9 protein-coding genes are annotated in these 15,140 nt (G+C 53.4%); 1 reads left to right on the top strand and 8 read right to left on the bottom strand.

What is annotated here, in order from left to right:
- Positions 1 to 44: 44 nt before the first annotated feature.
- The 5 genes from G9409_RS10205 to G9409_RS10185 all read right to left on the bottom strand — a co-directional run bounded on the left by G9409_RS10205 (position 45) and on the right by G9409_RS10185 (position 6,229).
- Positions 45 to 1,058 carry a 4Fe-4S dicluster domain-containing protein gene (locus G9409_RS10205; protein ID WP_166808658.1) on the bottom strand — a complete coding sequence of 338 codons (1,014 nt, stop codon included), beginning with the start codon at positions 1,056 to 1,058 and terminating at the stop codon, positions 45 to 47.
- Between the two features lie 13 nt (positions 1,059 to 1,071).
- Positions 1,072 to 1,902 carry a 4Fe-4S dicluster domain-containing protein gene (locus G9409_RS10200; RefSeq protein ID WP_166808657.1) on the bottom strand — a complete coding sequence of 277 codons (831 nt, stop codon included), beginning with the start codon at positions 1,900 to 1,902 and terminating at the stop codon, positions 1,072 to 1,074.
- 16 nt (positions 1,903 to 1,918) lie between these two features.
- Positions 1,919 to 2,368 (bottom strand): hydrogenase iron-sulfur subunit, encoded by a 450-nt coding sequence (locus G9409_RS10195; protein ID WP_006366815.1) that lies wholly within the window; start codon positions 2,366 to 2,368, stop codon positions 1,919 to 1,921.
- Positions 2,369 to 2,422: 54 nt separating this feature from the next.
- Positions 2,423 to 4,393, bottom strand: coding sequence for a CoB--CoM heterodisulfide reductase iron-sulfur subunit A family protein (locus G9409_RS10190; RefSeq protein WP_166808656.1), 1,971 nt, complete (start codon positions 4,391 to 4,393; stop codon positions 2,423 to 2,425).
- A gap of 342 nt (positions 4,394 to 4,735) precedes the next feature.
- Positions 4,736 to 6,229: a heterodisulfide reductase-related iron-sulfur binding cluster gene (locus G9409_RS10185; protein ID WP_166808655.1), complete on the bottom strand. Its 1,494-nt coding sequence runs from the start codon at positions 6,227 to 6,229 to the stop codon at positions 4,736 to 4,738.
- Between the two features lie 430 nt (positions 6,230 to 6,659).
- Between G9409_RS10185 and G9409_RS10180 the strand changes: the two genes are divergently transcribed.
- Positions 6,660 to 7,871: an LL-diaminopimelate aminotransferase gene (locus tag G9409_RS10180; RefSeq protein ID WP_166808654.1), complete on the top strand. Its 1,212-nt coding sequence runs from the start codon at positions 6,660 to 6,662 to the stop codon at positions 7,869 to 7,871.
- A 10-nt stretch (positions 7,872 to 7,881) separates the two neighbouring features.
- Here the strand turns inward: G9409_RS10180 and G9409_RS10175 are convergent, their stop codons facing one another.
- The 3 genes from G9409_RS10175 to secA are packed head-to-tail and all read right to left on the bottom strand — an operon-like array spanning position 7,882 to position 14,923.
- Positions 7,882 to 9,468, bottom strand: coding sequence for an NAD(P)H-hydrate dehydratase (locus G9409_RS10175; protein WP_166808653.1), 1,587 nt, complete (start codon positions 9,466 to 9,468; stop codon positions 7,882 to 7,884).
- A 53-nt stretch (positions 9,469 to 9,521) separates the two neighbouring features.
- Positions 9,522 to 11,804: a phosphoribosylformylglycinamidine synthase subunit PurL gene (gene purL, locus G9409_RS10170; protein ID WP_166808652.1), complete on the bottom strand. Its 2,283-nt coding sequence runs from the start codon at positions 11,802 to 11,804 to the stop codon at positions 9,522 to 9,524.
- A 26-nt stretch (positions 11,805 to 11,830) separates the two neighbouring features.
- Positions 11,831 to 14,923: a preprotein translocase subunit SecA gene (gene secA / locus G9409_RS10165; RefSeq protein WP_166808651.1), complete on the bottom strand. Its 3,093-nt coding sequence runs from the start codon at positions 14,921 to 14,923 to the stop codon at positions 11,831 to 11,833.
- Between the last annotated feature and the right edge of the window lie 217 nt (positions 14,924 to 15,140).

Below are 15,140 nucleotides of genomic sequence, written 5' to 3'. Positions count from 1 at the left end.
GGCCGGCTTGTAGATGTTCTGTGCCGCGTTGTGGTTGTTTTCTGTCACTGCGATAATTTTGAGATCTCTTGTAAAGTTTCTGTTATTCCCATGTCAACCGGGCACTCTCTGGTGCATCGGCCGCATCCGCTGCAGCTGTTTGCACTGAACTTCCCGGGAAAATAGTTGAACTTGTGCATGATGCGCTGGCGCCAGCGGGCAGACTGTGTTGAGCGGGGGTTATGACCCGATGTATGCATGGTAAAGAGTGCAAAGGAGCAGCTGTCCCAGTTTTTGCGTCTGATACCTTCAAAACTGCCCCCTTCGTCCTGGATGTCAAAACAGTGACAGGTCGGACAGAGGTAGGTACAGGAGCCGCAGCCGATACAACGGGCCGAAATCTCCTTCCAGAACCGGCTCTCGAAGTTTTCAGGGTTTTTCAGCCACTCGGCACAGGCATCGGCGTTGAACTTTTCCGGTACCGTGACGGTAGCAGCAGCGGGATCGGAACCCTCCTGCAAGAGATCGGCAACGCTCTTGAACGCTTCGCGTCCGCGATCTGTCAGCTCCTCAACCTGCCACCCTTTATTGTTCTCAAGGGGACGCAACAGGATATCGGAACCTTTGGTGCTGTCCGGCGAAAGCTTCAGGGAGGTGCACATGCAGAACTCGTCGGCTTTGGTACAGGCGATGGTCACAATCACCGACTCATTGCGCCGCTGAAACCAGTACTCGTCCTTGTAATCCCATCCGAACAGCGGATCGTCGATAGCGAGTCCTGAAGCATCACACGCCCGTGCGCCGAAGATGATACGGGGGCCGGAAGGGGGGAGGAACTCATCGGTGTTGATCTCCGCTTTGGTAATGGCGTAACGCAACATCGGTTCGCTCTGCGGAAAGAAGAGCTCCTTGATTGAACGGTCGGTGAGAACCAGATTGAGATCAAGCTCCGAAGCGGATTTAACCGCGCCGTAGACCGAACTGTTGGCTCTCTGAACAGGACCGATCACCGTCATGCCTGCCGAGCGCCATCGTTCGACACAACTGTCCAGTTTATCGGTAAAAAGGATTTTAGTCATACGCGTTGGTTACTTAGAGAATGAATGTCTCGGAATCGTCCTTTTTGAAACTTGCAAGCACCGGCTCCTGGGTTTTGCTGGTACCGGCGAAATGGTTGAAAGAGTCCAGCACCTCCTGGGCCATCTTCCGGTTGATGAGGCGGAGCGGAATGTTGACCGGGCAGGCCCTGTCACAGTTGCCGCACTCTACGCAACGGCCGGAGAGGTGAAATGCCCGGACGATATTCCATTCGAAATTTCCGAGTGTATGGGATGAGGTGTTAACCCACTGCGGCTGATTGCTGTCCACAATACAGCGGCGGCAGTAGCACATCGGACATGCCTGGCGACAGGCATAGCACTTGATGCACTTTGAAAACTCCTCCTGCCAGAAGGCAAACCGCTCCTCGGGGCTCATCTTTTCAATCTTTTCCAGCAGCTCCCTGCCGTCAACATCAGGAGTGCTCTCCTTCAGTGCACCGAGAAGAGCGGTAAAATCATCAACCGAACTGCCCTGGAGCGCCTTCAGCTCCCCCTTTGGAAGGTCAAATCCGATAATGACGACCTGCAGCGGATCAAGCTGGGCCTCGGCAGCCAGCACATTCAGGGCGCGGATACCTTCGGGGCGGAGAAAAACAGCGACACGCTTCTCATCGCTCAGGAGCCCTTCGGTAACCAGATAACCGGAGAGGTTGGCGATGCAGGCACTGTCCAGCACAAGCCGTTCGGTCTCATCAGGAGAGGTGATAAAAAGGGGACGACGGCGCTCAGCGGTAGTGCCCGCACCATAACCGATAACCATTTTTACTTCACCGGCTGAAAGAAGCTCTTTTGCCCTCGTTCTGTATTGTTGCTCGATACTCATTGCGTAATGTTGATTATTAGAGTGAAGCCTGGGCCTGGGTCTCTTCGATCAATTTGTGGTACTGATCAAACGGACCGAGTTTACGGATATCTTCAGTGATATTGTTGATGAGATCGGCAAACTTGAGACCCTCGGCAGCACTGATCCATGAGTACTTGATCCTCTCCTCGGGAATACCGGTAAAGGAGAGCAGGGCGCGAAAAACCATCCAGCGGCGCCGGGCGTGATAGTTGCCGTGGGTGAAGTGACAGTCACCGGGGTGGCAGCCGCTTATGAGAATGCCGTCGGCCCCTTTTTGCAGGGCCTTGAGAATAAACATCGGACTTATCCTTCCGGTGCAGGGAAGCCGGATAATGCGCACATTGGGTGCATACTTCAGCCTGCTGGTTCCCGCCAGATCAGCTCCGGCATAGGTACAGTAGGTGCAGACAAAAGCTGTAATTTTCGGTTCAAATGGTTCACTCATCAGCTTACTCCTGTAGCAAATTTCTGTTCATTCACGAAAAAAGCGTGCCTCTTTTCAGAGACCCATTACTTCAGCAAAGATCTGTTTTTCGGTAAAGCCTGCCAGATCGATGCTGTTCGAGCGGCAGAAGGTGACGCAGGTTCCGCATCCCTGACAGAGGCCGGGATTGACCGATGCAACCCGTTTGATAACCTTGCCCGAGCGGTCCTTGATATCCTTTTTCTCGATTGCATCGTAGGGACAGGCAAGCACACATCCCCAGCACCCCGCGCAGGTCGACTCGTTGTTCACGGCAATAACCGGTTCGCGCTCAAGTTTCTCCTTGCTGAAGAGCGCAAGAACTTTGGCTGCCGATGCCGATGCCTGTGCAACCGAGTCAGGAATGTCTTTCGGAGACTGGCATGCTCCGGCAAGGTAGATGCCGGCGGTCGACGACTCAACCGGACGAAGCTTGAGGTGCGCTTCATTAAAGAATCCATACTCATCATAGCCGATACCGATGGTCTTGGCAAACTCCTTGGCATCAGGCTGGGCAATCATCGCTGTAGCAAGAACTACCATATCAGCGGCAATTTCAACCGGTTTGCCGAGCAGCGTATCAACACCCCGCACCATCAGCTTGCCGTTCTCAAGCCACACCTTGCTGACGCGGCCGCGCAGATAGCCGGCCTCGTCCTCCTCAATCGCCCGTCGGGTAAACTCGTCATACCCCTTGCCCGCAGCGCGGATATCCATATAGAAGATCCGGCTCTTGCCGCCATGAACCTTGTGAGCGTAGAGCATGGCATGTTTGGCGGTATACATGCAGCAGATCTTGGAGCAGTACTTTACCCCTTTGGAGGGGTCGCGTGATCCGGCACACTGGATAAAGACCACCGTCTCCGGCTCTTTTCCATCTGAAGGGCGCTGGATTTTTCCGGCTGTCGGGCCGCTGGCGGAGGCCAGGCGCTCAAACTGGAGTCCGGTAATGACATCCTGATACTTGCCGAACCCGTATTCGCCGTACATCGCATTATTCTGAACCTGAAATCCGGTTGCAACCACAATGGCGCCGATCTCCAGATCCTCAAACTCATCCTGCATCTCGAAGTCGATACAGTCGAGCGGGCAGCTCTTGACACAGATTTTGCACTTGCCGTTTTTAAAGTAGGTGCAGTTATTCTTGTCGATAACCGGAATATTGGGTACGGCCTGGGCAAAAGGGGTGTAGATTGCTGTTCTTCGGCCGATTCCGCAGTCGAACTCGCTTGCAATTTTTTTGGATGGACACTTGGTTATACACTCTCCGCACCCTGTACAGGTGCTCTTGTTGACATAGCGGGCCTTAAGACGAACCTTCACCTGGAAGTTGCCGATATAGCCGTCAACACTCTCGATTTCAGCGTAGGTAAGCAGGCGGATCTTGGGATGCTGGGCCGCTTCAACCATTCTCGGGGTCATGATGCACTGCGAGCAGTCAAGGGTCGGGAATGTTTCCGAAAGCTGGGCCATATGGCCGCCGAGAGAGGGCTCGCGTTCGACAAGCACAACCTCCTGGCCGGCATTGGCAATATCAAGAGCCGCCTGGATGCCGGCAATACCGCCGCCGATAACCAGTGCACGGCGTGTTACCGGAACCTCGATGGGCTGCAGGGTATTGTTGCGCTTTACCTTCTCAACCATTGAACGCACAATGTCGATTGCTTTGTCGGTAGCTTTTTCACCGTCATTATGCACCCATGAACACTGTTCGCGGATGTTGGCGATCTCACACATGTAAGGGTTCAAACCCGCCTCAGCGCAGGCCTTGCGGAAGGTTGCCTCATGCATTCTCGGTGAACAGGCAGCTACGACGACACCGGTAAGATTGTTGTCGCGTATGGCTTTTTTGACGCTCTCCTGACCGGGGTCGGAGCAGAAATACTTGTATTCGATGGAAGAGGCTACGCCCGGATGATCTCCCAGAGTTGAGGCAAGTCTTGTACAATCAACCTTCGCCGCGATATTTTCACCGCAGTGACAAATGAATACACCTATTTTCGACATGGTTCAATCGTTTAGAATGAAGCCGCATAACGGCACGGTACTGCAATGAAGCGGGTGACAGCAGCTCACTCCGGTTTCATCATTTTCAACAAGGCATGAAAATTCCCCGCAAGCCATCGCAGTTCTTGTGGATCGGGGATGATCGTCTCTGTCTTTCCGGTGATTCCGTCGTCTGATATGTATTGACTGTGCACTGAGCAGATAAGGCTCGCAAAGGTAATGATATCAGTTTGTTTCTGCAGGTACCCGGACATTTCCCGAAAACGTAATCGTCACTATCGGCCCTCCTGCCCGGTCATGAAGAAGATCGGGCAGGAGAGCGGTTAACTTGCTGTTATCCGTTCAGAATTTCGATACAAGCTCAAGAGCAGGCACAAAATGTTTGCCGACGGCAACTTCGGAAGGTGCTGCACCGCAGGCGATAGCTACCAGCTCCGAAATATAGTAAACAGGCATCGGCTTCACGTCACCGAATCGCTTGATCATGCTCTCCTGACGCATATCAAGGTTGGCCTGACAGAGGGGACAGGCAACAACAAATGCTTCAGCTCCGTTTGCCGCTGCATTTCTGGCGATTTTATGCGTGAGATCCTCAACCAGATCCTGCTGGGCAAGCGTAAGGCCGGCTCCGCAGCACTCGATCTTGAATGCCCAATCAACCGGTGAGGCACCAAGAGCCGAAACAATTGCCTCCATTTTATCCGGATTTTCAGGATCGTCAAAACCCATATCCTCCATCGGACGAACCAGAAGGCAGCCGTAATAACAGGCAAGATTGAGGCCGGTAAGCGGTTTTTTGACCCGTTTTTTAATCTCTTCCGGATCCATGGCTTCAAGCAGCTGGGTGACGCCGATGAACTGCGTGGTGCAGGCCGGTTCAATGCCGGTAATGGAGCGTACCTCCCGGCGCAGCTCCTCTGATTCCATCAGGGCTTTGCGAGTGGTGACCTGCCGGTTCTGGCAGGCAGCACAGGGAGCAAGTACAATATCAAGCCCCTGGGCCTCGGCGAGTACCTGGTTCCGGGCAGGCAGAAGCAGGGAGAGTTTGTGATTGGTGGCATGTGCCGATGTTGCTCCGCAGCAGTTCCAGTCCTCGATCTCCCTGAGGTTAAGACCGAGCAGTGAGCACATTTTTTTGACCGAAATGCCGTACTCCTGTGCGGTACCGTCAAGAGAACAGCCGGGGTAGTAGCCGATAGTCATGCCGGGTTTGACCGAGAGGGGAGCATTCTCAACAAACTCCTTCTTTTTCGGGCGTCGTTTCGGTGCAGGCGTATGGGACTCCTCTTCGGAAGCAAGGAAGATTTTCTCTATCTGATCCTTTCCCTTGATTCCCCCTTTTCCGGTGAGCGTATGCATTGGATTGATCTTTCCCTGGGTGATCATCTTGACACCCGGTACGGCATCCTGCAGGAAGGTTCTTGTGCGGAGTTTGTAGCTGTTAACCAGTGAAAGCTCCTGAAGACGGCCGTGTTTGCGTACGTTTTTCAGGAATGAGACATGAAATGCGGTAACCAGTTTTTTTGATCGCTCCTCTGAGACTATGTTCTTCTCAAGAGCGAGCGCCCTGAGTGAGTCCATTGTGGCGGCGATATCAAGATTCTGCGGACATCGGGATGTACAGGTCATGCACCCGAGACAGTACCAGAGCGCATCGCTTCTCAGAGCATCCTCAACGTAGCCTGCCTGCACCAGACGCATGATCCTTGCAGGGGGATTATCCATAACTCCGCCAGCCGGACATCCAGCCGTACATTTTCCGCACTGGTAGCAGCAGTTGTAGTCGTTCCCGGTGGACTCCTCAAGCTGATGCTTGAGCGCGTCCGTTTCTGTCATGTTGATTTTTGACACGTGGTATATGTTGCTTTTCGTGGAGCGGGGAGCTAAATGGCACAAACATGGTATGTTACATAAAAATACAATAATGTCAAATTTTTATGCAGGTTTTATTCCATGCAGCCATCACTTTTCACTATGTGCAAAAGAACTACGGTAAACGGATTATCGGTAAAGCACGAGTAACAATTGTTAAAAAAGAACCAGAAGTATAACAGTTTCCGGTATATCTTCTATAGTACAAAAAAGAGGACAAAAAAAATCCCGAAATCATCTTAATGCAGCATTTTTTTATCAGTACCGCTGCTTGGCGACCGGAGAGGCCGGTGAAGGGTGAAAAATATTCAGAGCGCATTGATATGATACTCTTTTTGCTTATGATAACAGTGATATTTCCTTTTTGTATCATGAATTATTTTCTGACAAGCCTATGTTCGACGAAATAGAGTTTGACAAGATCAAACGACTTCCGAAATATGTTTTTGCTGCGGTCAATGAGCTGAAGATGGCAGAACGGCGCGCGGGTGAGGATGTTATCGATTTTTCCATGGGTAATCCTGACGGCCCCACTCCGCAGCATATTGTGGACAAGCTGGTCGAGAGCATCAATAAACCACGGACACACGGCTATTCGGTTTCAAAAGGGATCTACAAGCTCCGCGGAGCGGTAGGAACCTGGTACAAGCAGAAGTACAATGTTGATCTCGATCTCGATCGGGAAGTTGTTGCCACGATGGGTTCCAAGGAGGGGTATGTCCACCTTGTCCAGGCAATCACCAATCCGGGTGATCTGGCTATGGTGCCTGATCCCTGTTATCCGATCCACTCCCAGGCATTTATTCTTGCCGGCGGCAACGTGCACCGGTTGAAACTTGAATTGAACGACGATTTGACGCTTGATGAGGCCGGCTTTTTCAGAAACATCGAAAAAGCGCTGCGTGAATCTTCTCCGAAGCCGAAATTTCTTGTGGTTAATTTTCCGAACAACCCGACAACCGCAACCGTAGAACTTCCGTTCTATGAAAAGCTGGTCGATATTGCCCGCCAGGAGCGTTTCTACATCATCAGCGACATTGCCTATGCCGAACTCACCTATGACGGCTATGTCACCCCTTCGATTCTTCAGGTTCCGGGAGCCAAGGATGTAGCGGTTGAAAGCTACACCCTGTCGAAAACCTACAACATGGCAGGGTGGCGCGTCGGCTTTATGGTCGGCAATGCAAAACTGATCGGTGCGCTTGAAAAAATCAAGAGCTGGCTCGACTATGGCACCTTTACCCCTATACAGGTAGCATCAACCATCGCCCTCACCGGAGACCAGAGCTGCGTGCATGAAATCACTGAAGTCTACCGCAAGCGGCGTGATGTTATGGTCAAGAGTTTTGAAAATGCAGGCTGGCCGGTTGTCTCTCCGCGTGCGAGCATGTTTGTCTGGGCTCATATTCCCGAGCCATTCCGTCACCTTGGAAGTCTTGAATTCAGCAAAAAGCTGCTGATGGAGGCCAAGGTTGCCGTGAGCCCCGGCATCGGGTTCGGTGCCTATGGCGATGAGTATGTGCGTGTGGCGATGATTGAGAACGAAGAGCGTATCCGTCAGGCAGCCCGCAACATCAAAAAATTCCTCCGTACCCCTGAAGCGTAACGTTCAGGTTTTACTCTTCACTCTCCACTTCAAAAATTTCTCCTATAGCAAGCTGAATCGCATCAGCGACCATACCCGACGAGACCAGGCTGGAGATATCTCCGGCAAGGTCTCCGGCCCGGCCGTGGAACCATGCTCCGGCACCGGCGGCATCAAAGAGAGAGGCCCCTTTGGCCGCCAGGGCGGCAATCATGCCTGCAAGGAGATCGCCTGTTCCGGCGGAGGCAAGGGCTTCAGTTCCGCTGGTGTTGAGCATTACCGCACCATCCGGTCCGGCAATCACCGTAGGTATACCCTTCAGGAGCAGGTTCACCTCTCTCTCTCCTGCAACGGCTTTTGCGGTCTCAATGGGATTGCGGGCAATCTCTTCTGTGGAAATTCCACAGAGACGGCTGATTTCGCCGTAGTGCGGTGTCAGCAGCACCTCACCGGAGAGGTTCAGGAGACACGCTGTGCCGATTACCGAGAGAGCATAGAGTGCGTCTGCGTCAAGAATCAGCTTTTTATTGGTGATATCCTCAGTTTCCAGAAGTGTTGCAACCAAATCAACGGCGCTTTTATCGCGTCCCAGGCCGCAACCGATGAGTATCGTATCCGCCCAGCGGGCTTTTTTGGTAATCGAGTCCATATCCCTTCCGATAACCACAACTTCCGGCAGAGCAGTGTGCATGGCCCCGGCAAGTGCAATCGGCATGCTGACCGCGACATATCCCGCTCCGGTTTTAAGCGCACCCCTGGCGGCCAGAATTGCCGCGCCGAGCATGGAGCTCTCCGTACTCTGTGAACCGGCAATGATCAGCACCCGGCCATTGGTGTGTTTGGCACTTGAGGGCTCTCTGAGTATGAACTGTTCGGCGGCGAACTCCTTGTCCGTAAGCCGTGCGCAGGCGTGTTCAGCAAGAAAGCCGGGGATGGAGATCTCCGCAACATGGAGCTCTCCCGAGCACTTCGGCCCCTCGTTCAGGAAAAAGCCTGTTTTCAGAAATGCCATGGTAACGGTCGCATCTGCCACGACAACCGGCGTTGCCGCTCTGCCTGTTGTTGCGTCAAGCCCGGAAGGAATATCAACGGCTATAACAGGAGCCCCGCTCTCTATGCGGAGTGCGTTGAGAAGCTCTATGCCGGAGGAGAGGGGAGCAGCAAGCTCCATTGACCCGGCCTCAAGGCGCAGTCCGGTTCCGGTAATGGCGTCAACAAGGGCGTCGTAGGACCCCTCTGCGGCAAACGGAAGGGCCTCCTCAAGGCTGTGAAAGATGCGCAGGGGAGTGTCGAAGGTTTCGTAGGCTTTGAGAATGGCAAGACCTTCCCGGTTGACGCCGTTGAGCAGGGATTCCGGGTAGAGCAGGACGAGATCGACCGAAGCGTCAAGGTTGAGCAGATGGCGGGCAAGTACAAAACCGTCACCGCCGTTGTTGCCTTTGCCGGCCACCACCAGAAAGGATGTCCCGGCAAGGGAGTCTCTGTGGAGGGTTTCGGAGATCATGCGGAGACATTCCCGACCGGCCAGCTCCATAAGACGGGTTTCGCCGATATGGAGCTCTTCGATTGCCTTCCTGTCGGCTTTTTGCATCTCAAGAGCAGTCAGAACTGGCAGCATAACAGGTCTCCTTTTCTTGTTTAAAGGTCAGCTCTCTTGATTGTCAGTTGCCATTAAAGTTCGTCGAGGTGCAGCGCATGCTCCAGCGAATGGTAGTAGGCTCCGGCAAGTTCAGCGGTGGTGAAGTGCAGGATCTCCTGGCCGTTCACTGCGATGGTTGCTGTTCCGGGCACTACCTTTCCGATAACGCGCACAGGCACCTGATGTTTTACCGCCTCACTGATCACCTCTTTGGCCTTCTCGGGCGCGATACTTAAAAGAACCCGACCCTGTGCCTCGGAAAAGAGTGCCCTCTGAATCCGTACCGGACTCGTTTCAGCCGCTTCAATATTTACGCTGAATCCGAGCGGCGCCTCTTCATTCATGATCGCTTTTTCAGCAAGGGCAACAAACAGACCGCCGTCGGAGATGTCGTGTGCGGAGTGCACCAGTTTTCCGGCAGCAAGCGCTACAAGCAGCTCCTGCACGTTTTTTTCATGCTGAAGATCAACCGGGGGAGCATCCTCACCGGGAGTTCCGTAGTGCATGACCAGGTACTCTGAACCCTCAAGCGTGAGATCAGGCTCTCCAAGCAGCAGGATGGCATCTCCCGGATGGGTGAAGGTGGAGCCGACAAGGTTGTCGATATCATCAAGCAGACCGATCATGCCGATGGTCGGAGTCGGGTAGATGGCTGTGCGCACACCGCCGATGGATGATTCGTTATAGAAGCTCACATTGCCGCCGGTAACCGGAGTGTTGAATACCCGGCATGCTTCGCCCATCCCCTCAACCGATGTCTTGAACTGGAAGTAAACTTCGGGTTTGTAGGGGTTTCCGAAGTTCAGGCAGTTGGTGATGGCCAGCGGTTTGGCACCCGAACAGGCAATGTTTCTGGCGCATTCGGCAACAGCTATCCGGCCTCCTCTTGCGGGGTTGAGGTAGACGTAACGGGCGTTGCAGTCTGTTTTCATTGCCAGTGCCTTCTTTGTGCCTTTGATGCGGATAACTGCCGCATCGGTATGGCCGACCGGGGTAACGGTATTGGTCTGCACCATGGAGTCATACTGATGGTAGACCCACTGTTTGCTTGCGATATTGGGGCGCGAAAGCAGTTCAAGGGTAAGCGCGCGGAAGTCTAAATTTTTGTCATCCTGAAGCTTTGCCGCCGCGGTGTCGGGCCTCTTTTCAACTGCCTCACGGATATAGACCGGTGCTCCGCCTCCCAGAACGAGCGATTCAGCCGGAATTTCCGCTACCACCTTGCCATGCTGGCTGACACGAAGCAGGTTGTCACTGGTGACGCGGCCGATTACAATCGCCAGAACATCCCATTTGCGGTAGACCTCGATAATCTTCTCTTCAAACCCTTTTTCGGCCACAATCAGCATCCGCTCCTGAGACTCGGAGAGCATGATCTCGTAGGCGCTCATTCCGGCCTCACGGATCGGTACAAGGTCCAGATCGATCTCGATGCCGCCGGAACCGGTCTTTTCAATGCCCCGTGCGCTCATCTCGGAAGTGGAGCTGGTGATGCCCGCCGCACCCATATCCTGCAGGCCGACTACATAGCCGGTGGCAATGGCTTCAAGGGTGGCTTCAAGCAGCAGCTTTTCAGCAAAAGGATCGCCGACCTGAACGCTCGGACGCTTGTCTTCCGATGCCTCACTCAGATCTTCCGATGCAAAGGTTGCGCCGTGGATGCCATCCCGTCCGGTTGATGAGCCGACAATCAGCACAGGATTGCCCTCTCCGAGAGCGGTTGCACTGACTGTTTTGTGGTGCTCGACAATACCGACCGACATGGCATTGACCAGTGGATTGCCGGTGTATCCCTCTTCAAAATAGATCTCTCCGCCGACCGTCGGCACACCGAACGAGTTGCCGTAATCACCGATACCGCGCACCACGCCGTCTACCAGATAGCGGACATGCGGGTCTTTGGGCGAGCCGAACCGGAGCGAGTTGAGCGAGGCGACTGGCCGGGCTCCCATGGTGAAAATATCGCGGTGAATCCCCCCGACACCGGTAGCGGCACCCTGGTAGGGCTCCACGGCGGAGGGGTGGTTGTGTGACTCGATTTTAAAGGCAACGGCAAGGTTGTCGCCGATATCGACCAGACCGGCATTCTCCTCGCCGGCGCTCGTAAGCAGTGCACCGCCCTCCCTTGGAAGGGTTTTAAGAACCGCTATGGAGTTTTTATAGCTGCAGTGTTCCGACCACATGACCGAGAAGATTCCCAGTTCGGTAAAGGTAGGGGTTCTTCCGAGAATGGTGCATATTTTGCCGTACTCTTCAGCATTGAGTCCATGTTCTTCAGCAAGAGCAAGGGTGACGTCCAGTTCAGTGTGTTTCATGGTTACCGGTAAACGTTATCTGGGGGTCAGGGCTGCTGGCCGTGACAGTTTTTATATTTCTTTCCGCTTCCGCAGGGGCAGAGATCATTTCTGCCCGGTTTTTTATCGACTACAACCGGCTGCTGAATACTTTCGTGAGGTTCTTCACCTGCAACACCGGTACCCGGCTCAATCTCGTATGATGCAGTGTAGACGCTCTGGGCCTCATCATGCTGTGCCACAAGCCGGTCAAGATTTCCGGCGGCCTGCCGCTGGCGCTCTTCAATTTCTCTCGCCTCATCCGGATTGATGGGGAAGAGCTTGAAGGCAAGCGAGAGGGTTTCAAGTTCGATCTCACGAAGCATCTCGATAAAGAGCTTGTAAGCCTCCTGCTTGTACTCGAGCAGCGGGTCTTTCTGGCCGTAGGCGCGCAGATTGATGCCCTCGCGCAGCGAGTCGATCTCGCGCAGGTGCTCTCGCCACTTCTGGTCGATAACGGAGAGAACGGCATACTTCTCGATCTGCTGCATGATCTCCTCCGCCATCGCCTCCTCCTTGCGGCGGTAGAAGGCCAGGGCTGCGTCGTAGAGCTTTCCGGCTGTTATCTCAATGCCGTCACGTTCAAACTCGTCACGTTCAGGCTTGAACTCGATGGAGAGCTCGCGCATCACCTCCTCTTCAAGCGCAGCAACATCAAAATGGCGGTGATGATTTTTGATGACCGTTTCGCAGTAATCCTTCAGGAGGTCGAGGATGTCACTGGTCAGGCGCTCCTTGACAAGGCCGTTTCTGCGGCGGGAGTAGATCACCTCGCGCTGCTGGTTGAGAACATCATCATACTCAAGCAACCGTTTGCGGATGGCAAAGTTCTGCTCCTCAACCTTCTTCTGGGCCCGTTCAATCGATTTGGTGATCATGGAGTGTTCAATTACATCACCCTCCTCGTGGCCGAGGCGATCCATCACCGAAATAACCCGGTCGGAACCGAAGAGACGCATCAATTCATCCTCAAGGGAGACAAAAAAGACCGATTCGCCCGGATCTCCCTGCCTACCGGCACGACCACGGAGCTGACGGTCAATGCGTCGTGACTCATGGCGTTCGGAACCGAGAATGAAGAGCCCGCCAAGCTCCTTTACGCCCGTTCCGAGCTTGATATCGGTACCACGTCCGGCCATGTTGGTGGCAATGGTTACCGCACCTCTCTGCCCGGCTTCGGCGACAATATCGGCTTCGCGGTCATTTTGTTTGGCGTTCAGGACATTGTGGGGGATTTTTTTTGCACGAAGCATGCGTGAGATGGTCTCCGACACCTCCACACTCGTGGTCCCCACCAGTACCGGCTGCCCCTTTTTTTGCAGCTCCTCAACCTTCAGCACCACGGCGTTGTACTTTTCACGCCGGGTTTTATAGACCAGATCGTCCGAATCCTTCCGGACAATGGCGGTGTTGGTCGGAATAACAACAACATCGAGCTTGTAGATTTCGTAAAACTCAGAGGCTTCGGTCTCAGCCGTACCGGTCATACCGGCAAGCTTCTTGTAGAGGCGGAAAAAGTTCTGGATGGTGACGGTCGCCATGGTCTGTGTTTCACCTTCAATCTTCACATTCTCCTTGGCTTCAATTGCCTGGTGCAGTCCGTCGCTGTACCGGCGGCCGGCCAGGATACGACCGGTGAACTCATCAACAATCATCACCTGACCGTTCTGTACCACATATTCATCGTCGCGTTCAAAGAGCGAGTAGGCTTTCAGAAGCTGGCTGATATTATGCAGCCGTTCGGAACGGTCGGCGTAGAGGCGGTAGATGGCATCCTTTTTATGCACCTTCTCTGCGGTGCTGACCGCTGCATCGGATTCAACCGCTGCAACCTCGGTGCCGACATCGGGTAACATAAAGATATCGCTGTCCTGATGGCTCAGTTTGCTCAGAAATTCCCGTCCCTTGTCGGTCAGATCAATCGTACCGGCCTTTTCGTCAACAGCGAAATAGAGCTCGTCGTCAACCTCCTGCATCCGGCTTGCATTGTCCTTGAGATATTCGTTTTCGGTACCCTGCACCAGCTTGGCTACGCCCTGCTGGGAGAGCATTTTGATGAATCGGGAGTTTTTAGGCTGTCCGCGTTTTACCCGCAGGAGGGCAAGACCAGCATCACTGTCTCCGGGTTTTGTTTTCAATACCTTTTCGGCTTCCGAGAGGTATGATCCAACCAGTTGCTGCTGGGCACGAACCAAAAGCTCAATCCAGGGCTTGATCTCCTGGAACTTGCTGTTGTCGGCATTGGGAACCGGACCGGATATGATGAGCGGTGTTCTGGCCTCATCAATCAGTACGCTGTCCACCTCATCAACAATGGCAAAGTAGAACTTCCGCTGCACCATCTCGTCCGGGGTTCCAGCCATGTTGTCGCGCAAATAGTCAAAACCGAATTCGTTGTTCGTGCCGTAGGTGATGTCACAGTGGTACTGCTCCCTGCGCTGTTCCGGGAACATGGTGTTGAGAATAACGCCTACCGTGATGCCGTGAAATTCAAAAACCGGATTCATCCACTCCTTGTCCCTCTGGGCAAGGTAGTCATTGACCGTAACAACATGGACACCACGGCCGGTAAGGGCATTGAGAAAGACCGGAAGCGTGGAGACGAGGGTTTTGCCTTCACCGGTAGCCATTTCGGAGATTTTACCGGAATGGAGCACCATTCCGCCGATCAGCTGCACATCGTAAGGCACCATATCCCAGGTGAACTCGCGTCCGACAACCGAATAGACATGGCCTTTCAGTCGCCTGCATGTCTCTTTGACCAGCGCAAAGGTTTCCGGCAGCACCTCATCAAGCACGGTCGCGGTTGCTTTTTCATACGCTTCATCAAGCGCGTCAAGCTTGTCATTGATTGCATCAGCCTCTTCAAGGGTTATGTCGCCATTGTCAAGCTGCAGAAAGAGATTTTTTTTCTCAAGCTCGATCGGCTCAAGAACCCCGCGCACCCTCTTTTTCAGCTCCCGGCCCTTCTCTTTGAGCTGATCGTCATTCAGCGGGTTCAGGGAGGTATAGAGTTCATTGATACGGGTGATAACGGGCTGGATTTTTTTGATATCCTTGTCGTGCTTTGAGCCGAAGATCTTTTCAAAAATTTTCAACATGTACGGGGTTTTGTTCGCTCTTGAATTTCATTGATCAGAAAGGGGAAACAACGCACTTTTCGCTATATCCTTTCGTTCCTTAAGGTATTGAATTAGCTATTGAGAAAAAAGCGGGTTGCTACTAAAAAAAAAGGGGAGAGAAAAGCCCCGGCAAAGTCGGGAGTGCGCTGCTGAAACGGAGGCCCATTTTTTAAAAAAACGACCAAAAGGAGTTCAG

Origin of the sequence: Candidatus Chlorobium masyuteum, assembly GCF_011601315.1 — a bacterium.
Taxonomy (GTDB): Bacteria; Bacteroidota; Chlorobiia; order Chlorobiales; family Chlorobiaceae; genus Chlorobium; species Chlorobium masyuteum.
This window is presented reverse-complemented; position numbering and strand designations above follow the sequence as displayed.